This window comes from Faecalibacterium sp. OF03-6AC (assembly GCF_003478175.1).
GTDB classification, from domain to species: Bacteria; Bacillota; Clostridia; order Oscillospirales; family Ruminococcaceae; genus Faecalibacterium; species Faecalibacterium taiwanense.
In genome coordinates this window covers 18,702-39,954 of record NZ_QUEN01000012.1, presented here as the reverse complement: position 1 = coordinate 39,954, position 21,253 = coordinate 18,702, and the positions used below count along the sequence as shown (strand labels likewise).

The 21,253-nt window shown below is 56.2% G+C and carries 17 protein-coding genes; 9 read left to right on the top strand and 8 right to left on the bottom strand.

Annotated elements, in window-relative coordinates; translation table 11 throughout:
• The first annotated feature begins 98 nt into the window (after nucleotides 1-98).
• From DXA66_RS12235 to DXA66_RS12220, 4 genes are all read left to right on the top strand, one after another.
• On the top strand, nucleotides 99-1,067 hold the full coding sequence (locus DXA66_RS12235) for a glycosyltransferase (protein WP_118529189.1): 969 nt from the start codon (nucleotides 99-101) through the stop codon (nucleotides 1,065-1,067).
• Nucleotides 1,068-1,094: 27 nt separating this feature from the next.
• Nucleotides 1,095-2,093: a glycosyltransferase family 2 protein gene (locus DXA66_RS12230; RefSeq protein ID WP_158576390.1), complete on the top strand. Its 999-nt coding sequence runs from the start codon at nucleotides 1,095-1,097 to the stop codon at nucleotides 2,091-2,093.
• Nucleotides 2,094-2,111: 18 nt separating this feature from the next.
• Nucleotides 2,112-3,089, top strand: coding sequence for a glycosyltransferase family 2 protein (locus DXA66_RS12225; protein WP_158576388.1), 978 nt, complete (start codon nucleotides 2,112-2,114; stop codon nucleotides 3,087-3,089).
• A gap of 295 nt (nucleotides 3,090-3,384) precedes the next feature.
• Nucleotides 3,385-3,966, top strand: coding sequence for a manganese efflux pump (locus DXA66_RS12220; protein WP_118529186.1), 582 nt, complete (start codon nucleotides 3,385-3,387; stop codon nucleotides 3,964-3,966).
• Nucleotides 3,967-4,049: 83 nt separating this feature from the next.
• Here the strand turns inward: DXA66_RS12220 and DXA66_RS12215 are convergent, their stop codons facing one another.
• From DXA66_RS12215 to DXA66_RS12205, 3 genes are read right to left on the bottom strand one after another with little or no spacing between them, the layout of a single operon-like run.
• Entirely contained in the window at nucleotides 4,050-4,727 is a 678-nt protein-coding gene (locus tag DXA66_RS12215; RefSeq protein ID WP_097781064.1) for a GntR family transcriptional regulator, read from the bottom strand.
• A gap of 23 nt (nucleotides 4,728-4,750) precedes the next feature.
• Nucleotides 4,751-5,440, bottom strand: a complete 690-nt coding sequence (locus DXA66_RS12210; protein WP_118529185.1) for an RluA family pseudouridine synthase — start codon at nucleotides 5,438-5,440, stop codon at nucleotides 4,751-4,753.
• Nucleotides 5,437-5,991: an NUDIX domain-containing protein gene (locus DXA66_RS12205; RefSeq protein ID WP_005940449.1), complete on the bottom strand. Its 555-nt coding sequence runs from the start codon at nucleotides 5,989-5,991 to the stop codon at nucleotides 5,437-5,439. Before DXA66_RS12205 ends, DXA66_RS12210 begins: the two co-directional genes overlap by 4 nt.
• Nucleotides 5,992-6,635: 644 nt before the next feature.
• Between DXA66_RS12205 and nifJ the strand changes: the two genes are divergently transcribed.
• From nifJ to DXA66_RS12180, 4 genes are all read left to right on the top strand, one after another.
• The gene (nifJ, locus tag DXA66_RS12200) at nucleotides 6,636-10,181 is read left to right on the top strand and encodes a pyruvate:ferredoxin (flavodoxin) oxidoreductase (protein ID WP_118529184.1); all 3,546 of its coding nucleotides are present in this window, start codon (nucleotides 6,636-6,638) and stop codon (nucleotides 10,179-10,181) included.
• Between the two features lie 1,051 nt (nucleotides 10,182-11,232).
• Nucleotides 11,233-12,810: a magnesium transporter gene (gene mgtE, locus DXA66_RS12190; protein WP_005939167.1), complete on the top strand. Its 1,578-nt coding sequence runs from the start codon at nucleotides 11,233-11,235 to the stop codon at nucleotides 12,808-12,810.
• A gap of 610 nt (nucleotides 12,811-13,420) precedes the next feature.
• Complete coding sequence (locus tag DXA66_RS12185) at nucleotides 13,421-14,065, top strand: rhomboid family intramembrane serine protease (protein WP_118529182.1); 645 nt, start codon at nucleotides 13,421-13,423, stop codon at nucleotides 14,063-14,065.
• An 11-nt stretch (nucleotides 14,066-14,076) separates the two neighbouring features.
• Complete coding sequence (locus DXA66_RS12180; protein ID WP_118529181.1) at nucleotides 14,077-15,042, top strand: hypothetical protein; 966 nt, start codon at nucleotides 14,077-14,079, stop codon at nucleotides 15,040-15,042.
• Between the two features lie 57 nt (nucleotides 15,043-15,099).
• Here the strand turns inward: DXA66_RS12180 and DXA66_RS12175 are convergent, their stop codons facing one another.
• The 3 genes from DXA66_RS12175 to DXA66_RS12165 form a co-directional block, all read right to left on the bottom strand.
• Nucleotides 15,100-15,693: a twin-arginine translocation signal domain-containing protein gene (locus DXA66_RS12175; RefSeq protein WP_118529180.1), complete on the bottom strand. Its 594-nt coding sequence runs from the start codon at nucleotides 15,691-15,693 to the stop codon at nucleotides 15,100-15,102.
• Nucleotides 15,694-16,066: 373 nt separating this feature from the next.
• Complete coding sequence (locus tag DXA66_RS14430; protein WP_097776800.1) at nucleotides 16,067-16,609, bottom strand: twin-arginine translocation signal domain-containing protein; 543 nt, start codon at nucleotides 16,607-16,609, stop codon at nucleotides 16,067-16,069.
• 65 nt (nucleotides 16,610-16,674) lie between these two features.
• Nucleotides 16,675-17,193, bottom strand: coding sequence for a gamma carbonic anhydrase family protein (locus tag DXA66_RS12165; RefSeq protein WP_118529179.1), 519 nt, complete (start codon nucleotides 17,191-17,193; stop codon nucleotides 16,675-16,677).
• A gap of 153 nt (nucleotides 17,194-17,346) precedes the next feature.
• Between DXA66_RS12165 and DXA66_RS12160 the strand changes: the two genes are divergently transcribed.
• Nucleotides 17,347-18,630, top strand: a complete 1,284-nt coding sequence (locus DXA66_RS12160; protein ID WP_118529178.1) for a D-alanyl-D-alanine carboxypeptidase family protein — start codon at nucleotides 17,347-17,349, stop codon at nucleotides 18,628-18,630.
• A gap of 119 nt (nucleotides 18,631-18,749) precedes the next feature.
• Here the strand turns inward: DXA66_RS12160 and DXA66_RS12155 are convergent, their stop codons facing one another.
• Together DXA66_RS12155 and DXA66_RS12150 are read right to left on the bottom strand one after the other, a co-directional pair.
• Nucleotides 18,750-19,103, bottom strand: coding sequence for a PqqD family protein (locus DXA66_RS12155; protein ID WP_118529177.1), 354 nt, complete (start codon nucleotides 19,101-19,103; stop codon nucleotides 18,750-18,752).
• Nucleotides 19,103-20,992, bottom strand: a complete 1,890-nt coding sequence (locus DXA66_RS12150; protein WP_118529176.1) for an OPT family oligopeptide transporter — start codon at nucleotides 20,990-20,992, stop codon at nucleotides 19,103-19,105. The genes DXA66_RS12155 and DXA66_RS12150 overlap by 1 nt, the downstream gene beginning before the upstream one ends.
• Nucleotides 20,993-21,253 lie beyond the last annotated feature (261 nt).

Below are 21,253 nucleotides of genomic sequence, written 5' to 3'. Positions count from 1 at the left end.
TTTCTGCACGGCGGCTTCTTTTCAAATCCATCCAAACCATGTATAATAGAAATAGCGTGTGAGGAATAAAAATAAACACAGAAAGTGGTTTAAGGAACATGACAGAGCAAAAAAAATCCCCGGAGATCAGCATCATCGTGCCGGTGTATAAGGTGGAAAAATACCTGAACGAATGCATTGATTCCATTCTGGCACAGACCTTTACGGATTTTGAGCTGATCCTTGTGGACGATGGCTCACCGGACAACTGCCCTGCCCTGTGTGATGCAGCGGCGGAAAAAGACAGCCGCGTGCGGGTGATCCATAAGCAAAACGGCGGTGTAAGCACAGCCCGCAATGCGGGTTTGGCAGCTGCACAGGGAAATTGGATCGGCTTTGTGGACCCGGATGACTTTGTAGACAAGACTTACTACGAAAAAATGCTGCGGGCAGCAAAGCAGACAGGTGCTGAACTTGCAGTCTGCAACGAAGTTTTTATGGAAGAGGATGGAAGTCTTTGTGATTATCAGGAACAGCCTTTACGTACAGAAGTGCTTTCCCGTGAGGAAGCAATACACCGCATCCGCCTTACGCCGTTGATTCAGGCAGCAACAAGACTGCATCGGAGAGATGTGCTGGAAGGAATCGTTTTTCCTGTGGGCAAAAACTATGAAGATGCATTTACCACACCGGAAATCATTGAACATACAACAGCTGTGGCTTGTATAAAGGAAAAACTGTACCATTACCGGCTGCATCCGGCAAGCATCATGCATGGAAAGGTCACATTGAAAAATCTGGATGAGATCGATGCAAACTACGGCCTTCTTGCTTGTGCACTCAAGTATGGAAAAAAAGACACAGCATTCCTGCAGTATGTACTGATGAAACGCATGCTCCGAAACACAAAAAAAAATCTGCCACCCAAACAGAGAAACAGTGAACGGGTTCGGCAGGCGGAAGCGTGCTTGAAAAAAGCGGGCAGAGAGGTTCGTCAACAGGGGGCCTGTACCCTGCGCAACGCAGCAGAAACCGCACTCTGCATTGCAAACCCGCAGTTCTACTTCAACTTCAAGTACCGGAAATAAAACTGAATTCCGAATGGGAGAAATACTGTGAGTGAAAGAGCAGAAATCGGAAGACCGGAGATCAGCATCATCGTGCCAGTGTATCAGGTGGAAAAATATCTGAATGAGTGCATCGATTCCATCCTCGCTCAGACCTTTACAGATTTTGAACTGATCCTTGTGGACGATGGCTCACCGGACAACTGTCCTGCCCTGTGCGATGCAGCAGCAAAAAGGGACAGCCGCGTGCGGGTGATCCATAAGCAAAACGGCGGTGTAAGCACAGCCCGCAATGCGGGTCTGGATGCAGCACAGGGAAATTGGATCGCATTTGTGGATTCGGATGATACAGCAGCACCAGAATATCTGGAAAAAATGCATAAGGCAGCGCTGGAAATGGGTGCAGATTTTGCAATCTGCAGCAGTCAGTGCATTGATGAAACAGGCAAAACGCTTGCGGGCGGAGAACATCGCCTTTTGAACGAGTTTTTGCCGCAGGAGGAAGTTCTGCGCCGGATGGTGGTGTCGGATTTTCAGGTTCCGTGGAATAAGCTTTATCGCCGAAAACTGCTGGAAAATCTGCGCTATCCAGAAAACAAGGCGTTTGAAGATACCTGTCTCATGCCGGTCATTTACGCAAGAGCGGCTTCTGCCTGCGGTGTATGGGATTTTTTATACAATTACCGCATCGTTACCGGCAGTGCCATGCACCGCAAGACTACCTTGAAAACACTGGACTGGGTGGAAGCATGGTACCGCCTGTTTGATGTGCTGTACCAAAACGGCATCCGGGATGCTTTGTGTGCAGCCTATCGCCCGATTTTGACTGCCGTGTGGGACATCTGGCTGCACCTGACACCGGAAGAGCGCAAAAGCCCCCGGATGAAGGAAGCCTTTGCGTATGAGCGTACAGCCCGCCATCGGCTGATGCAAGCCCGCGGCGTAACACTAAAAAATTTGTGGGCGGCAGTGGTCTGCGCTGCATCGGCCTGCAGTTATCTGGATCTATGCCGCAAAAGGGCGGAAAGACGGCAGAAAACGACCTGAAGCAATGAGGAGTTTATTGTGCAGGAACAACATAAAAAACAGCCGGAGATCAGCATTATCGTGCCGGTATATAAGACAGAGCGTTTTCTGAGCGCCTGCATCTCTTCCATCCTTGCTCAGACCTTCACGGATTTTGAGCTGATCCTGGTGGACGATGGCTCTCCGGACAGCTGCCCTGCTTTGTGCGATGCCGCAGCGGCAAAGGACAGCCGCATCCGGGTCATCCACCAGAAAAACTGTGGTCTGAGCGGGGCCCGCAATGCCGGGCTGGACGCGGCAGAGGGCGAATGGATCGCCTTTGTGGATTCAGACGACACCATCACGCCGGACTTCTGCGCAAAGCTTTACCATGCGGCGCAGGAGGCCGGTGCACAGATGGCCGTGTGCAATTACCGGCAGGTGGACGAAGCCCTGACCCCCATCCGGGAGCAGTATCTGCATGTGCGGCGGGAGGTGCTGACCCCGGAGCAGGCGTTGGAGCACAGCACCCTTCTGCCCTACATGGTGGTGTGGAACAAGCTGTACCACCGCAGCATTTTTGCGCAGCTGCGCTTTGCAGAGGGCAAGCTGAACGAGGACACCCTGCTGATCGCCTACGCCTACGAAAAAGCGGACAGAATCGCTAATATCCCGGATGTGCTGTACCTTTACCGCAAGGTGGCGGGCAGCATCGTCAACAGCAAAGTCACCCTGCGCAATCTCGACCGTGTGGAAGCAAACTATACTGTGTTCGAGTGCGTCCGCCGCCATGGTATCACGGGTTCGCTGTGTGAGCTGTACTGGGCACTGCTGCACTCCCTGATCGATGTGGGAATGCACCTGACCGCCGAAGAGCGCCGGAGTGCCCGGATGCAGCAGGCGCGGGAGTACGAGCGCTGCGCCCGCCGGGCCTTGCGTCAGGAACATGCTGTTACCCTGAGGGCACTGGGCAACACCCTGTGTTTTATTATTTCACAGGACTGGTATTTTGCCCGCCGATGGAAAAATACCGTGTAACCGCGCAGGTTTGTCTGGACTTCCCTGCAAAGATATGCTACAATGGCAAAACAATCACAAATACCCGTGGGGGAGTAGCAGGCGCTTTTGCAGAGCGCAGCAAGTCAACATGATGACCGTTGGTTCCGGTCTGGCTTGCTTTCATTTGCGAGACTCATGTGTTTTTGGCGCATAGAACAGCGCCCGTGCACATGGAGTTGGTTTCAAAAAATCACCCGGTCCCGGACGTACATGTGCGCCCGTGACCGGGTTTTGTATTGCCCGATATTCTGGTCAGATTCAGGAGGCAGACAATATGGAATGGAGTTTTGTATTTTTCTTCAACAGTGCCCTGCTGGGCGTGGGCCTTGCAATGGATGCGTTCTCGGTGTCTATGGCAAACGGCCTGCACGACCCCCGCATGAGCAGGGGAACCATGTGCAGGATCGCGGGCACCTTTGCCCTTTTTCAGGCCGTGATGCCCATGACGGGCTGGGTGTGCGTGCACACCATTGTGGAGCTGTTCTCTTCGTTTGAAAAGTTCATCCCGTGGATCGCGCTGGCTCTGCTGGGCTACATTGGCGGCAAGATGCTTGTGGATGGCATCAAGGGCGAAGAGGCCGAAGAAGCAGCAGAGCTGAGTGCGGGTGCACTGTTCATGCAGGGCGTGGCTACCAGCATCGATGCTCTTTCCGTCGGCTTCACCATTTCGGAGTACGGCTGGCTGATGGCTCTGGCGGCATCGCTCATCATTGCGGTGGTCACCTTCTTTATCTGCATGGCGGGCCTGCACATCGGCAAAAAGTTTGGCACCAAGCTCTCCGGCAAGGCATCCATTCTGGGCGGCATCATCCTCATTGGCATTGGTCTGGAAATTTTTATTTCCGGGGTGTTCTGAAATTCAGACAGCATAAAACAAAAGGGCACGGCGCTGCAATGCACTGTGTCCTTTCGTTTTATAAAATGTTCCACATAGAACAATTACTTTTCCGGCTCAAAATAATCGGCATATTCCTCGGTCAGCTTGGAGCCAAGCCGCCGGATGCCGCCGTAGAGGTGCCGTTCCACCAGTGGCTCGAAGGCAGCAAGGTCGCACCGTTCGATGGCGTTCATCAGGTTGCGGTGGTCTGCGATCACCTCGGCAAGACCGCCGGTGGTCATGGTGTCCAGCATCCGGAAGCGGCTGTAGTCGGCGTGGGCGTTCTGCAGGGTGCTCCACAGGTACATTTTATCCATGGCCGCAAACCATGTCCCGTGCAGGGCACGGTCGGCCTCGTACAGCTTGTTGTAATCCGGGCTCTCCATAGCCGCAAGGGCTTCGTAGGCTTCCACCCGCCTGCGGATCAACGCCCGCTGCTCGGGGGTGCACCGGGGCGAAAAATCCCGCAATACGCGGGCTTCCACGGCGGTGCGCTCGTAGATCAGTTCGTCCACGATGCGGCGGTTCAGCCGGGTAACGGTAGTGCCCTTGTAAGGCACGATCTTTACCAGCCCGTTTTCCTGCAGCTTCTGCAGCACCACCCGGATCAGGGTGCGCGGTGCGCCAAAGCGGGCACAGAGCGGATTTTCGCTCAGCGAAGAGCCGGGGCGGATGGTCAGGTCAATGATCTCCCGCTCCAGTACAGCATAGATCTCAGCATCAGTTTTGTATTGTTCCATACCTCTCACCTAATGGAAATGCATTATCCTTCAAACGTTTTCCAGAACGCACCCTCCGGGAGCGGCAGCGTAAATGCCATAGGCTTTCCGGTCTCCGGGTGCAAAAACTGCAGGCCACAGCTCTGCAGGGCAATGCTGCCTTTTACGCGGCTTCCGTATTTGCCGTCTCCGGTCAGCGGATGCTTCCGGGATGCAAACTGCACCCGGATCTGATGGGTGCGGCCGGTGTGCAGCGTGATCTCAGCAAGGCTCATCTCTCCTGCCGTTTTCACGATGCGGTATTCCAGCACGGCTTCCCGCACACCTCTGCGCGGGCGGCTCACAGGGAATACCCGGCCTTTGCGGCTGTCCTTGAACAGCCAGTCCCGCAGGGCGCCTTCGGCGGGCAGTGCTTCGTCCGGCCCGCCTGCAATGACGGCCCGATACCGCTTGATGAACTGCGGCACTTCCGGCTTCCCTTCGGCCCTGCCATCCTGCACAGCGTAGGCGTTCTGGCTCTGGGTGATCTGACGGCTGAGTGCGGCCGCAGCCCCGGGCGTTCTGGCAAACACCATCAGGCCGGACACACCCGTGTCCAGCCGGTGCACCACCCCCACAAAGGCATCCGGCTGGCCCCACAGCTGCCGCAGGGCTGCGGGCACGCCCTCTTCGCTGGAAAGTCCGGCGGGCTTGTCCAGCACCACAAGGGCGGCATCTTCGTACAGGATGTTCACAGCCTGCCCTCGGCGATCAGGGCCTTGAGCTTCAGGATACCGGCAATGGTCTTGCCGTCCCGGATCTCGCCGCTCATGACCATCTCATAAGCTTTATCCAGCGGCACACGGTCAGGGGTCAGGAATTCATCGGCATCCAGATGCATCTGGGTCTTGTGCAGGCCGGTGGCGACCCATGTGTAGATCACTTCGGTGTCATAGCCCACGGTGGGGAAAAACTGGCCCAGAGAGATATAATTGTCCGCGGTCAGGCCGCACTCCTCGCCCAGCTCCCGCTTGGCGGCTTCAAAGGGGTCCTCACCCTTTTCCAGCTTGCCGGCAGGCAGCTCCCACAGCTCCTGCTGCATGGCGTAGCGGAACTGGCGCACCATGCAGATGGTGCCGTCCTCAAAATAGGGCAGGATGCACGCACCGCCGTGGTGATGCACCACTTCGCGTTCGGCAGTCTTGCCGTTTTCCAGCAGAGCAGTGTCTTTTGTCAGGGTGATCACCCGGCCCTCGAAGAGCACCTCGCTGGTGAGTGTTTTTTCATAATGCACGGTCTTCTCCATTCTATTACCCTCTTTGCCCGGCACAGCGCCGGTTTTCTATGGCTTCAGTTTACGGCAAAATGAGGTTTGTTGTCAATAAAGAGATGATAAATATAAGAGAGAGAGGAGAAACCTTTAGCGGGCTCGCCCTCTCAGTCAAAGCCTGTCGGCTTTGCCAGCTCCCCCAAAGTGGGAGCCCTTGGCAGTCCATGCAAACTTCATCTCTTTGCCAAGGCCTCTCCCTTTGACAGATTTCCCCCGGTCGGGGGAAGATGTCGCGCAAGCGACAGAAAGGGGAACGAGGTGGATGCGAACGCAGTGAGCAGACGGAGAGGGCGAGGACGCTGCCCTTGTGCTCCAAACGCATTTTCACGGGAGGGGAAATTCCTCTTTTTGCGAAAAAAATCACAGGATCTGGCAAAGCAGGCAGGCCAAAACCGGAAAATCCGCGCCATTGCTCACTTTAACGAACTAAAGACGTACAAAAGCGCTAAAAAAATTTCTTTATTTTTGGTGCGTTTGTTGAGCGGTTTGCGTTTACTTTATGGGCGGAATTTGCTATTATAGTATACAAGCAATAGTGCCTTTATGGGGTTCTCCGGTCCCATGTGGGGCATATTGCCCCGCGCAAAAGGTACCAAATTCTGAATAATGGAGGAAGAAAAATGCCTAGAGCAAAGCAAACTATGGATGGCAATACCGCTGCCGCCCATGTAGCGTATGCCTACACGGACGTGGCTGCCATCTACCCCATTACCCCGTCTTCTCCGATGGCTGACTCTGTGGACCAGTGGTCCGCAGCTGGCCAGAAGAACATCTTCGGCAATCAGGTCAAGGTCGTCGAGATGGAATCTGAGGCCGGCGCTGCTGGCGCTGTGCACGGCTCTCTGGGTGCAGGTGCTGTTACCACCACCTTCACCGCTTCTCAGGGCCTGCTGCTGATGATCCCCAACATGTACAAGATCGCTGCTGAGCAGCTGCCCTGCGTGTTCGATGTTTCTGCACGTACCGTTGCTACCCAGTCCCTGAACATCTTTGGTGATCACAGCGACGTTATGGCATGCCGTCAGACCGGCTTTGCAATGCTGGTCGAGAGCAGCGTGCAGGAAGTCATGGATCTGTCCCCTGTCGCACATCTGTGCGCCATCGAGGGCAAGGTTCCCTTCCTGAACTTCTTCGATGGCTTCCGTACTTCTCATGAGTACCAGAAGATCGAGAAGTGGGATTACGCCGATCTGAAGGAAATGTGCAACATGGAGGCTGTGGAGGAGTTCCGTAAGAAGGCTCTGAACCCCGAGAACCCCAAGATGCGCGGCTCCCACGAGAACGGCGACGTGTTCTTCCAGCATCGTGAGGCATGCAACAGCGTTTACAACGCTCTGCCTGCTGTTGTTGAGAAGTACATGGCCAAGATCAACGCAAAGCTGGGCACCAACTACGATCTGTTCAACTACTACGGCGCACCCGATGCTGACCGTGTGATCGTGGCTATGGGCTCCATCTGCGACGTTGCTGATGAGGTCATCGACTACCTGAACGCCAAGGGCGAGAAGGTCGGTATCGTCAAGGTCCGCCTGTACCGTCCCTGGGTCTCCGCTTCCCTGCTGAAGGTCCTGCCCAAGACCGCCAAGAAGGTGGCTGTGCTGGACCGCACCAAGGAGCCCGGCTCTCTGGGCGAGCCCCTGTACCTGGATGTTGCCGCTACCCTGCGTGAGGCTGGCCTGAACGATGTCGTTCTGACCGGCGGCCGTTACGGTCTGGGCAGCAAGGATACCCCGCCGTCCTCCATCTTTGCTCTGTTCAAGGAGCTGGAGAAGGATCAGCCCAAGGAGCGCTTCACTCTGGGTATCACCGATGACGTCACCTTCCTGTCTCTGCCGGAAGTCAAGCCCGCTCCCATCACCGCAGCTGCTGGCACCAAGGAGTGCAAGTTCTGGGGTCTGGGCGGCGACGGTACTGTCGGTGCTAACAAGAACTCCGTCAAGATCATCGGCGACCATACCGACAAGTATGTTCAGGCATACTTCCAGTATGACTCCAAGAAGACCGGCGGCGTGACCATCAGCCATCTGCGTTTCGGCGACAAGCCCATCCGCAGCCCCTACTACATCAACCAGGCTGACTTCGTGGCCTGCCACAACCCCGCTTACATCCACATGGGCATGAAGATGGTCCAGGATGTCAAGCCCGGCGGCGTGTTCATGATCAACTGCCAGTGGTCCGATGAGGAGCTGGGCCAGCACCTGAACGCCGAGGCAAAGAAGTATATTGCTGACAACAACATCCAGCTGTATACCATCAATGCTATCGATAAGGCTATCGAGATCGGCATGGGCAAGCGCACCAACACCATCCTGCAGTCTGCATTCTTCAAGCTGGCTGACGTCATGCCCATCGAGGATGCCGTCAACTTCATGAAGCAGGCAGCTCAGAAGAGCTACGGCAAGAAGGGCCAGGACGTCGTTGAGATGAACTGGAAGGCTATCGATGCAGGCGTTGACGCCATCCACAAGGTGGACGTGCCCGCATCCTGGTCCAACCCCGAGGCTGATCCCGCACCCAAGGCTCTCACCGGCCGTCCGGAGCTGGTCAAGCAGATCCGTGAGGTCATGGAGCCCATTGCCCGTATGGACGGCGACAGCCTGCCTGTCTCTTCCTTCGTGGCAAATGCAAACGGCGAGTGGGAGCAGGGCGCTTCTGCATACGAGAAGCGCGGCACCGCTGTCAACGTCCCCGAGTGGGATGCTGCAAAGTGCGTTGGCTGTAACCAGTGTGCATTCGTCTGCTCTCATGCTACCATCCGTCCCTTCCAGCTGACCGCCGACGAGCTGGCAGCTGCTCCTGCACAGACCAAGAGCCGCGACAACAAGCCCGCAAACGAGTACAAGTTTGTTATGGCTGTGTCTCCTCTGGACTGCATGGGCTGCGGCGAGTGCGTCACCGTCTGCCCCACCAAGGCTATCACCATGGTGCCGCAGGACAGCCAGGCCGATCAGCAGGCAGTGTTCGACTACTGCGTGGCCAACATCTCCAAGAAGCCTTCCAAGTTTGCTGACGATACCGTCATCGGTTCTCAGTTCAACCAGCCGCTGCTGGAGTTCTCTGGCTCCTGCGCAGGCTGTGCCGAGACTTCTTATGCTCGCCTGATCACTCAGCTGTTCGGCGAGAAGATGTACATCTCCAACGCTACCGGCTGCTCCTCTATCTGGGGCGGCACCGCTTCCATCTCTCCGTACACCGTCAACAAGGACAGCGGCCATGGTCCTGCATGGTGCAACTCCCTGTTCGAGGATAACGCAGAGCATGGTCTGGGCCTGTACATCGGCCAGAAGACCATCCGCGAGAACCTGATCAAGGAGATCGCAGAGGTTGCTGGTTCCGACAAGGCTTCTGCTGAGCTGAAGGCTGCTTACGAGCAGTTCATCGCAACCAAGAACAACACCAAGGCCAACGACGAGCCCGCAAAGGCCCTGATCGCTGAGCTGGAGAAGGCTGCTGCTGCCGGCTGCGAGAAGTCTGCAGAGATCCTGAAGAGCAAGCAGTACATCGCCAAGAAGTCCGTCTGGATCTTCGGTGGTGACGGCTGGGCATACGACATCGGCTTCGGTGGTCTGGATCACGTTCTGGCTTCCGGCGAGGATGTCAACGTGATGGTCTTCGATACTGAGATGTACTCCAACACCGGTGGACAGGCATCCAAGGCTTCCAACATTGGTGAAGTCTGCCAGTTCGCTGCTGCTGGTAAGGAAATCAGCAAGAAGAGCCTGTCCGAGATCGCTATGACCTACGGTTACATCTATGTTGCTCAGATCGCACTGGGTGCTAACCCGGCTCAGGCTGTCAAGGCCATCGCTGAGGCTGAGGCTTACCCCGGCCCGTCTCTGATCATCGGCTACGCTCCCTGCGAGCTGCACGGTGTCAAGGGCGGCATGACCAACTGCCAGAACGAGATGAAGAAGGCAGTTGAGGCCGGTTACTGGAACCTGTTCACCTTCAACCCGGCAAACAAGGCTCAGGGCAAGAATCCGTTCACCCTGACCTCCAAGGCTGTGGATAACGAGAAGTATCAGGCACTGCTGGCTAACGAGACCCGTTACAGCCGCCTGACTCGTGCATTCCCCGACCGTGCTAAGGAGCTGTTCGCACGCAACCAGGAAGTTGCAAACGACCGCTACGAGCACCTGACCCGTCTGGTCGACCTGTACAAGTAAGCATTCTTCTGCGCTTTGGATGCAGATATTTGCGGCACCTTAGCCCCACAATGCAAGAGGGCGGCTGCCCCGTACCGGCGGTTACTGCGCAATGCAGCGGTACGAAGCGGAGAAACGCATCCATCCATGCAGGTGATGTGCTGAAGTACAGCATTCGCCATACGAGTTCTATCTGATTTCACTTCCCGGGCGGTGCTTTGTTCCGTGCGGAGCACCGCAGCGGGATATGAGATACCAAAGCGCCCGCGAGGGTCCTTGAAAGCACACACCGCGTGTGTCAGGAGCATAAGGTCTGCTTGCAGATACCTTGCTCCACCTGCTGCATAAGACCTGCTTTGCAGGAATCTTGCCGCAGTAAAAAACGAATATCGTTTTTAGCGCCCCGTTCACCGCAAGGTGACCGGGGCGTATTTTTGTGCACGGAAATCGAACGTCAACCGAAAAAGCCTATCACAAAATCTTCCAAAAGATACCATTCCCTTTTTACAGTTTCTTCATAGCTTCTTAACGAATTCAATTGTGAAAGCTGTTATACTTTTGCCATGGGAAGCGGGGCCGCAACCGCTTACCCAAGTAACATGATTCCTCCTCACACCAAGGCAATATCCAAACAAAACACCCTTTTTCGTGTGCCGCAACACGGAAGAGGGTGTTTTGTTTTGCAAAATTCTGGTAAATCGGTGGTTTAGGGTTGACCCCGTTTTTTTGCGGCGCTATAATAAAAATGAGTATGAAAACTTGGAGGTGAACGCAGGAAAATGGACCCGGATCATAGTCGAAGTAGAACCACCGGCGCGGTGGATCAGAAAACAAAAACAACTGCGTTTTCCCCAACCGTTCGCCTCCTTCGCTGAGCCTTGCGGAAAAGCACCGCTTCAACGGTGCATCTTTCCGCAAAACAGAGCAGAGGAAGGCGCGGCTTTGTGTGCGCAGAATGCGGCGTTTGCGGCATTCCGGCAGGCAAGGCGGCGCGTTTTTTGTTTCCCGATCTGCTGCGTCCTCCGGATACAGGAGCTGCTCCTGTTCCGTAAAAACTGAGGAGGTACGCCCAATGGATATGGAAGAAAAGAAGCTGACGGCTGATGCTGCGGAACAGGCGCTGCCGGTGCAGGAGCTGCCTGCTGATATCCCCGCCGAGGTCCGCCAGAAGCTGGCTGAAGATCTGAACGAGGAAGCTACGGAAGACCTCAAGCAGGATATGCGCGAGGCCGAAAAAGAGGAAGCCAACGACGAAGAGGTCAAGGCCAACCCTGAGATGCTCACCAAGAGCCGCCTGCTCAAGCTGCTCATCAAGAAGCAGTATGTCAAGCTGCGCGAAGTGACCGAGGAAGAGCAGCCTGCCGACTTGGCCGAGCTGCTGGAAGAGCTGGACGAAAACAACCGCCTTGTGGTGTTCCGCTTGCTCAAAAAGGAAGTGGCCACCGAGGCCTTTGCCTATATGTCCGACGAGGCCCGCGACGATCTGGTGAACGCCTTCTCAGATGTGGAGCTGGTGGGTGCCATTGAAGAAATGAGTCTGGACGATGCCGCCGACCTGCTGGAGGATATGCCGGCAGGCGTGGTGAAGCGGGTGCTGGAGAAATCCTCCAAGCAGACCCGTGAGAGCCTGAACAAGCTGCTGAACTACCCCGAAAGCTCTGCCGGCAGCCTAATGACCCCCGAATATGTCCGTCTGCGCGAGGATATGACCGTGGCGCAGGCCTTTGAAGCCATCCGCAAGCAGGGCGAAAACGCAGAGACCGTGTACACCTGCTACGTGGTGGAGCGCAACCGCCTGAAGGGCGTTGTTTCTGCCCGAAGCCTGCTGCTGTCAGAGCCGCATACTCCCATCACCGAGATCATGGATGATAACGTGGTCACTGTGAAAGTGACCGACGATCAGGAGTACGTGGCCCGTGAGATGCAGCGCTACGACTTTACCGCCATGCCTGTTCTGGACAACGAGGGCATGTTCGTGGGTATCATCACCATCGACGATGCAATCGACGTTCTGACCGACGAGAGCACCGAGGATATGCAGAAGATGGCTGCTATTCTGCCGGACGACGATGCCACCACCTACTTCGGCACCAGCGTCTGGACCCACGCAAAGCAGCGCATCCCATGGCTGCTGATCCTGATGCTGTCCGCCACCTTTACCGGCATGGTCACCACCCACTATGAGGAGGCCTTTGTCAGCCTGCCCCTGCTGGTCTCCTTCATGCCCATGCTGATGGATACCGCCGGCAACTGCGGCAACCAGATCAGCACCCTGATGGTGCGTGGTCTGGCTCTGGGCGAGGTGGAGCCCAGCGACTTTCTGCAGGTGCTGGGCAAGGAGCTGCGGGTGTCTGCCATCGTGGGCGCGGTGCTGGGCATCGTGAACGGCTTGCGCATCTACCTGATGTACACCTTCCTGTTCCCCGGCCAGTACGCCAACGTGATGGGCTATGCCATCGTGGTCAGCGTATCGCTGTTCTTCAGCGTCATTCTGGCAAAGCTGGTGGGCGGTATGCTGCCGCTGGCAGCCAAGAAGCTGGGTGCCGACCCGGCCATCATGGCTACCCCCTTCATCACCACGATCGTGGATGCCTGCAGCCTGATCCTGTATTTCCAGATCGCACAGCTGGTGTTCCACAATATGATGTAAACAATAGAGCAATGCCGGACGGTCTTGAAGTGACTGCCCGGCATTGCTTTTTCCGGTGTGGAAAACTGCATGTTTCCCCGCCTTTTCCACACAGAAAAACGGCAGCGGCCAGGTGTTGAAAACTTGTGACCGGTTCATTCCAGATTGGAGAAAAATAAATCACCGCTCAGGAACGGTTTGTAGAATACAAAGAAAATCCTTCGACTTTCTTTTTTATAAAAGGCAGAATGCCCGCATTTTTGCCCAAAACTTACCAGAAAGCTGCGGCCTGAATTACGGTGTGTATAGGGCTGATGCCCTTTTGTTGTGGAAAACCCGGTGGAAAAAGTGGAAAACCTCATGGAAAACTTGCCCTTTTCTTCACAAAAACGGTGGAAAACCCGGTGGAAAAAGTGAAAAGTTCATTCCAGACAGGAAAATCCATACACTTTCCGGTTGTGCTTTTGTGCCGCAAGATCCGCTTGACAGCTGTATTTTTGGGCGGAAGATGCGGCGGTTTTCCACACTGTGGCATTGCCTTGAATGCCCCGGCCAATCATGGTACAATAACAGCAGAAAAATGCGGCAAAACTCACCGATATCGGAATACAATGCGTTGGAGGCACCTTATATGAACAATTGGCTCAACCAGCTGGAGCGCAAATACGGCCGCTTCAGCATCCCGAACCTGACCAACATTCTGGTGGGCGGGCAGATCCTTGTGCTGGCCATCGAGCTGTTTGTCAACCAGACCATCAGTGTCTGGCTGGCACTCAGCCGCTATTTTCTGCTGCGCGGCCAGATCTGGCGCATCATCACCTTTGCGTTCATCCCCTCTTACGGCGGCAGCATCCTCAGCGCGGTGCTGGGCATCTATTTCACATGGTTCATCGGCACGGCGCTGGAACGGGAGTGGGGCGATTTCCGCTATACGGTGTATCTGCTCTCCGGGATGCTGGGCACTGTGCTGGCCTGCCTGCTCACCGGCGTGACCGGCAGCACCTACTGCCTGTCCCTTTCGCTGCTGCTGGCCTTTGCCGTGCTGTACCCGGAGGTGCAGGTGCTGCTGTTCTTTGTCATCCCCATCCGGGTAAAATACTTTGGCTTTTTTGCGGCAGCACTGTGGGTGCTCAGCTTTCTGGGCGCGCCGCTGCCGCAAAAGCTGAGCCTGCTGCTCAGCATGGCGAACGTCTGGCTGTTCTTTGGCCCGATGGCCTATCGTTCCGTCCGCGCGTGGGTACGCCGTGAGCAGTGGAAGCGGAGAAACAGAAGGTAAGGAGAAACACCATGATGCTGGACCGCATGGAGGGCAATGCAGAACTGAAAAGCAGCGTGCAGCTGATGCTGGCAGCCCGCCGCCTGACCCACAGCGTGCTGCTGGTGGGAGAAGAGGGCCTTGGAGCCGGTTTTGCGGCCCGCTGCATTGCGGCAGATTATCTTTACCCTGCAGGCGGAGTGCCCGCTGAGGCCCTTCTGCGGGGCGAATGCTGCCGTGCTGTGGGTAAGCCCGGCGACCGCGACAGCGGCCATGTGGAGACCGGCATCGTGCGTGAAGCGATCAGCGTTGCCGGTATGGGCGCAGGCGGCAAATATCTGGTCAGTCAGGTCAAGGCTATGCGCAGCGAGATCTTCAACACCAGCCTTTCGGCCGAGGGCCGTGCCGTGTTGCTCTACCATGTGGAAAAGATGAACGAGGAATCCGCCAATGCCCTGCTGAAGGTGATGGAAGAGCCGCCGGAGGGGGTGCTGTTCCTGCTTACGGCGGATTCGCTGGCAAGCGTGCTGCCCACCATCCGAAGCCGCTGCGTCAGCTTTGCAGTGGCTCCTGTCTCGCCGGAGCAGTGCGCCCGCTACTGCGCCGCACAGGGGGTGGACAAAAAGACGGCCGCGCTGTACAGCGAACTGTTCGACGGTCACATTGGCACGGTGCTTGCCGCCGCACAGGACGAAGCCCGCACCGCGCAGGTGGAAAAGGCCCTGCAGCTGGCAAAGGCCGCTGCCGACCGTGACAGCTATGCCGCAGCCTGCCTGCTGGCCGCCTACGAAAAGGACAAGGCCGGTGCCGCCGCCCTGCTGACGGACTTCCGTGCGGTGGCGGCAGCGGGCCTGCGGCAAAGCCCCCACGCACCGGTGCAGGGCATTGCCGCCCAGCGTGCCCTGCGGCTGGCCGAAGCCGCCATCCAGCGCCTTGGCGCGCAGGTGAACCCTAAAATTGTGCTCAGCGTGTTTGCGGCAAAGTTCCGCGCGCTGTAATGCAAAAAGAAAAACCGGAAGAGCGTTGTGCCCTTCCGGTTTTTAGCATCATGATTTTTATTCAATAGAGGGGTCTTCGTAGATGGGCTGATATTTAAAGGTGACCGTTTTTCCGCCCAGTTTCAGCTCAACCGTAAAAATGCCTCTGACATTGAGGGAAGTTGTATTCACCGGGCCAAGGTCAATATAGATAGGAAACGTTTTACGGTCACCTCTGGCAACGGTTACGGAAGAAACATACTGGAAACCGGTTCCGGCCCTGTTCAGGCCAAAATTGTCCAGACTGCACACTTTCAGACCAGATTCGGTAGCACCGTTATGTTTGCAGGTAAAATTACTGGTATGAATCGTAACGGAAGTAGTTGTGTTATAGGTGTTATCAATAGAAAGGCCGGTGTAAAGATAATTATGCCGCCATCCGTCCGATTCGTAAGTAGTACGGGAGACCCAAGTGCCAGTCAGCGGCCCCATATCCACATAGGTGTTGCCGAATGTAGCATAAGTACCGGTGTCGATGGCGGGCAGGGTCGGGTTGCCGGGGGTTGCACCATAACCTTCGCCGCAGCCTGCCAGCATGCCGCCTGCGGCAGCGACCAGTGCGGCGGCACCAGTGGCCTTTAAAAAAGTACGGCGGGTGATCAGTTCAGACATAAAAATCTCTCCTTTGATTGCAGGAAATCATAAAATACAAAAGCTGATGCAAACAGAAACTCCCTCCGGCGCTTGCGGTACACCGGAGGGAGTTTCTGTTTGGGGTATTGCTTTGGTGTGAGGAGGAATCATGTGCGGAAAGACGGTTGCGGCCCCGCCTCCCCGCAGGATATAGTATACCCGATTTTAAGTGAAAAGTCATTACTTTTTTGTGAAAAAACATCCTGCAATGAACTTTTTACAAAATTCTCCCAATGATAAAAACCAAACAGCGCGGTGTACAAAAGATTCTGGTATTCCAGAATGCGGCAGACTGTCACTTTCACTATAGTAGATAAGGTGCAAAGTGTCAATCTGAATCGCAGTTTTTCCCTTATGCCTTTTCTACTTCGCCCACCACCAGCTCACCGGTCTCGGAGGAGTAGCTGCCGGTCACCTTCTGGTGGCCGCTGGTAAAGGTGAGGCTGACAGTATGAACCTGCTTGAACCAGCTGTTGTAGGCACTCTCGCTGATGCGGTAGATCAGCACAAAGGTCTTTTCTTCGTTCGGCTGCAATTCGTAGTCCTTCTGGGTCCACCAGCTGTCGCCGCTGGCGTTGTCCGCAAAGCCAAAGTAGATGGGCGATGCAGCAGAATGGTCGATCTCAGCCGGGAAGTTGTCGGCGGTCAGGGTGACGGCACGGCTGCTGACGTTTTTCAGGGTGACAACCACCTTGACCACATGGATGGTGCCGTATTCCTGCGTGCCAAGGATCGTGCGGTTTGCGCTTCCGCTTACGTATCCGATGCCGTTCACAGTGCCGGGGATGTCAATGCTGCCTGTGCCGCCGCAGGCGGTCAGGGTGCCGGTGAGCCCTGCCGCAAGCAGTGCTGCGCCGGAAAGCTTAAGGAATGCGCGTCTTGAAAGATTTTTCATGTTTTTTACCTCCTGCCCCCAAAACAAGGGCTTTTTGTACAGTATATCATGGCTAAAAACGGGGGTCAATCCATTTTGCACTGTGCTGCGTGCACTCTGCCGTGCTCCACATAGTGGGCGGCGTTGTGCAGGTTGGCCTCGATCTGTGCGGGGCTCACCTGCTTGATGACCTTTGCGGGCACGCCCACGGCCACCGAGCCGTCCGGGATGACCATGCCCTCCGGCACCAGCGCACCCGCGCCGATGATGCAGTTTTTGCCCACGACGCAGTGGTTGAGCAGGGTGGCGTGCATCCCGATGAGGCTGCCGTCCCCTACCGTGCACCCGTGCACAAGGGCACTGTGGCCCACGGTGACGCTTTTGCCCAGCATTACAGCACCGCCCACATCACAGTGCAGCACGGCATTATCCTGCACGTTGGAGTTTTCGCCAATGGTCAAAGTGCCGTCGTCGCCGCGCAGCACAGCACCGTACCACACCGTGGAACCGGCTTTCAGGATCACATCTCCCTGCACGGTGGCGTTGGGCGCAACAAAAGCAGCCCCCTCGTCGCGGGGAACTTTTCCACAAAAGGACAGAAACATTGTTAAAAACCGCCTTTCTCTCTTTCTCTTTTGGCTGGTTTATGGTATTCTTTAAAGTAGTATAGCAAGCCAGAGCCTTTCCGGCAAGTAGGAGCTGTTTCAAAACAAAAATTTTTGCCGTGCGTCGGCAAGCAGATACAAGGGGGCAAGCTCATGTTCAAAAACACCATCTTCCGCCGCATGACGGCGCTGGTGCTCACGCTGGCACTGGCCGCTGCTGCTGCACTGCCGGGCCTTGCGGTATATCCCATGCCCATCCAGACTGCCAGCGAGACCGAGGCGGTGTACCTGTTCAACGCCGACACCGGCAAGACCATCCTGAACCAGAATGCTGACCAGCAGCAGTATGTTGCCAGCCTGACCAAGCTCATGACGGCCCTGCTGCTGCTGGAAAGCGGCAAGGATCTGAACGGTGAAGTGACCGTGCCCACCGCGCTGACCCAGGAGTTCCGGGACATCCAGAACGCCAACGGCACCACTATGGGCCTGCGCATCGGCGAGACGGTGCGCCGCATCGACCTGCTGAACGCCATGCTCATCGTCAGCGCCAACGACGCCGCCAGCGTCATTGCCTACGATGTGGGCGGCAGCGTGCTGGATTTCGTCAAGCAGATGAACGCCCGTGCCGAGGAGCTGGGCTGCACCGGCACGAACTTTACCTGTGCCCACGGCCTGTTTGACTACGGCAACGTGTCCACCGCGCAGGATCTGGCAAAGATCGCCGCCGCCTGTGCGGCAAACCAGACCTTTGCACAGGTGGCGGGCACCGCCAGCTATGTCCTGCCGGCTACCAACTTGCGCAAGGCCGAGTACACCATCAGCAGCTCCAACAGCCTGATGAACAGCGAGAGCGCTAACTACCGGGAGTATGTCCGGTGGGTCAAGGGCGGCTTTACCACGCTGGCAGGCCGCTGCATCGTGGCCTTTGCGGAAAAGGACGGCCACACCTACGGGCTGGTGATCCTTGGCTGCGATACGCTGGACCACCTCTTTGCCGAGTGCGATGATCTGTTCGACTGGGCCTTTGCCAGCTTTGCGGACCGTCCGCTGGTGGATACCCAGACCGAGCTCACCACCGTGGCGCTGACCAAGTGCCGCACCGAACCGGCGGTGGCGCTGTATGCCGCTGCGCCGGTCAGCGGCTACGGCCACGCAGACGATATCGTTACCTACTCCTTCGACCTGCCGGAAAGTGTTTCCGCTACCGTCAAAAGCGGCAGTGTGATCGGCTCGGCCACTGTTTATCTGGACGGCTACGAGGTGGGCACGGTAGACCTTGTGACCCACAAGGAGTATGTCTCCGATTTCCGCACCGACATGAAGGCGACAGTGCTTCTGCTGTGCGCGCTGGTGCTCATCCTGTTTGCAATGATGGTGCTCACGCTTGCGGCCGGCGGCGGTTCACTGAACCTTAAAAGGAGAAAGCGCCGCAGATAAAATGCCGTGGTCGCAGATGCGGCGATTACAGAATACCACGGCAAACTGCAAAAAACAATAAAGAACAGCAAAAAGCGGCACTCGGAGCCTTGCACAAAGGCCCGATGTGCCGCTTTTGCTTACTTGTTCAGAAACTGGATGAAGTGGTAAGATTCCACGATCTGGAAATACTTGATGATGCGCGGGTACAGCGGTTCAGCTTTTTCACCAAACTGCTGCTTCATGCAGTCAGCAAGCTGTGCAACGGTCTTCTGGCCGTCGATCAGCGGCCAGAGATAGCTGCCGGTCTCGTCCAGATGCACCTGTGTGGTGCGCGGTTTATGAAACACTTTTTGCGCGATCGTATTGAACACACCGGTGTTCTCCACCTCAAGGGTGATAAGGCCGGTGGCTTCGTCTGTGTGCCAGCGCAGGGTTTCCGCCCGCTGCGGAATAAGGTCCAGATAGTTGATGGACTGCTTTTTCTTACGCATCAGTTCTTCTTTTTCTTCATGGAGAAGGCCAGCAGGCATGCGATCATGACGATCATCAGAACCACGCCGCCAATGTTGCCCAGATCAATGCTCAGGGCAGTGCTGATGCCGAACACGGCAAACATAGCCAGCAGGATGCCCACAAGGCCCTCGCCTGCGATCATACCGGCGCAGAACAGGGTGCCGTTGGTAGTCTGCTCTTCCTTGGTGGCAGCGTCAACGTTCTTGCGGCTGTCCATGAACCAGCGCACAGCACCACCGATCATGATGGAGGTGTTCAGGTAGATGGGCAGATACAGGCCGATGGCGAACGGCATCACAGGGATGCGCAGGATCTCCAGGGCAATGGCAAGGAACACACCGGTGAACACCAGGTTCCAGGGCAGGTTGCCGCCCATGATGCCCTCAACGATCATCTTCATCAGGGTAGCCTGCGGTGCGGGGACCTCAGCACCACCGTAGCCCCATGCGCTGTCCAGCAGGTACAGCACACCGCCGATGGCCAGACCGGCAGCAACAACGCCGATCAGCTCGCCGATCTGCTGCTTGACCGGGGTCGCACCCAGCAGGTAGCCGGTTTTCAGATCCTGAGAGGTATCTGCAGCAATGGCAGCGCAGATGCAGATGACAGATGCGATTGCCATGGAGCCGATCATGCCCTCGATGCCAACGTTGCCGGTGGCCTTCAGGATCATGGTAGCGATCAGCAGGGTGGCAATGGTCATGCCGGAGACCGGGTTGTTGGAGCTGCCGATCATGCCGACCATACGTGCAGAGACGGTGGAGAAGAAGAAGCCGAAGATGACGATCAGCAGAGCACCCAGCGGGCTGACGGGGATTGCCGGAGCCAGCCAGATGATGAGGATGATGAGCAGGATGCCGCCCAGAATAAAGGGCATGGGCATGTCCTTCTCGGTACGGGAGGTGCCGGAAGCACTGCCGCCCTTCATGCTCTTCATGGCATCACGGAAGGTGGATGCGATCAGAGGCAGGCTCTTGATCAGCGAGATGATACCGCCGGTAGCAATGGCACCTGCGCCGATATACTTGACGTAGTTGGACCAGATAGCGTCTGCACCGCCTGCTGCATACAGATCAGCAATGGTGGTGCCGGCTGCTGCCGGGTACAGGGAGATGTTTGAGCCGAACAGGCAGATCAGCGGGATAATGACCATCCAGCCCACCAGAGAACCGGTAAACATGTAGGAAGCGGTCTTGGGGCCGACGATGTAGCCCACGCCCAGCAGAGCGGGGTACACTTCCATGCCCAGAGCACCCTTGAAGGAGCTGAAGGCTACGGCAATGTCGGCGGGGATCATCTTCAGGCCGTCCACGAGGAACTTGAAGATGGCTGCCAGACCCATGCCGGAGAACACGGTGGAGGCGTTTGCACCGCCCTCTTCACCGGCCAGCAGAACGTCTGCACAGGCGGTGCCTTCCGGGTACAGCAGGGTGGCGTGTTCCTTGACGATCAGGGCGTTGCGCAGGGGCACCATGAACAGAACGCCCAGAATGCCGCCGCACAGGGCGATCAGGGTGATCTCCAGGATGCTGGGCTTGTCGCACAGGCCCTCTTTTGCCCACAGGAACAGTGCGGGCATGGTGAAGATGGCACCGGCGGCCAGGCTCTCGCCTGCGGAACCGATGGTCTGCACCATGTTGCTCTCCAGAATGGAGTTCTTCTTGAGCAGGACGCGGATCACGCCCATAGAAATGACTGCTGCCGGGATGGAGGCAGAAACAGTCATGCCGACGCGCAGACCCAGATAGGCATTTGCAGCGCCGAAGACCACAGACAGGATGATGCCCATGATCACAGAGGTCGCCGTCATTTCCGCGGTGATCTTTTCCGCAGGAATATACGGCTTGAAGGATTCTTGATCTTTCATGCTTGCACTCCTTGCGACAGCACAAGCGCCTTGCTTTTTGGGGCATGGCGCTTGTGCTGTCCGTTTTCCTATTTCCTAAAACACGCGCATCCTATCCAACAAAGGATACGCTGGCACGTACTCTATTATACTAAAGTATGGCTGAATTGGCAACTGGAAATGTACACAACAAATTCACAAAAAGTTCGTGAATTCAAGCGTTTTGCGGAAAAATCGAGCAAAAATGTGCAAAGAAACTCCATGCAGACTTAAAACTGTCTG

Coding starts and splice junctions, on each gene's coding strand:
- DXA66_RS12155 (WP_118529177.1), bottom strand. CDS start 19,103: ATGCGTAAGAAAAAGCAGTCCATCAACTATCTGGACCTTATTCCGCAG.
- DXA66_RS12235 (WP_118529189.1), top strand. CDS start 99: ATGACAGAGCAAAAAAAATCCCCGGAGATCAGCATCATCGTGCCGGTG.
- DXA66_RS12150 (WP_118529176.1), bottom strand. CDS start 20,992: ATGAAAGATCAAGAATCCTTCAAGCCGTATATTCCTGCGGAAAAGATC.
- DXA66_RS12215 (WP_097781064.1), bottom strand. CDS start 4,727: ATGGAACAATACAAAACTGATGCTGAGATCTATGCTGTACTGGAGCGG.
- DXA66_RS12205 (WP_005940449.1), bottom strand. CDS start 5,991: ATGGAGAAGACCGTGCATTATGAAAAAACACTCACCAGCGAGGTGCTC.
- DXA66_RS12175 (WP_118529180.1), bottom strand. CDS start 15,693: ATGTCTGAACTGATCACCCGCCGTACTTTTTTAAAGGCCACTGGTGCC.
- DXA66_RS12165 (WP_118529179.1), bottom strand. CDS start 17,193: ATGTTTCTGTCCTTTTGTGGAAAAGTTCCCCGCGACGAGGGGGCTGCT.
- DXA66_RS12220 (WP_118529186.1), top strand. CDS start 3,385: ATGGAATGGAGTTTTGTATTTTTCTTCAACAGTGCCCTGCTGGGCGTG.
- DXA66_RS14430 (WP_097776800.1), bottom strand. CDS start 16,609: ATGAAAAATCTTTCAAGACGCGCATTCCTTAAGCTTTCCGGCGCAGCA.
- mgtE (WP_005939167.1), top strand. CDS start 11,233: ATGGATATGGAAGAAAAGAAGCTGACGGCTGATGCTGCGGAACAGGCG.
- nifJ (WP_118529184.1), top strand. CDS start 6,636: ATGCCTAGAGCAAAGCAAACTATGGATGGCAATACCGCTGCCGCCCAT.
- DXA66_RS12185 (WP_118529182.1), top strand. CDS start 13,421: ATGAACAATTGGCTCAACCAGCTGGAGCGCAAATACGGCCGCTTCAGC.
- DXA66_RS12180 (WP_118529181.1), top strand. CDS start 14,077: ATGATGCTGGACCGCATGGAGGGCAATGCAGAACTGAAAAGCAGCGTG.
- DXA66_RS12160 (WP_118529178.1), top strand. CDS start 17,347: ATGTTCAAAAACACCATCTTCCGCCGCATGACGGCGCTGGTGCTCACG.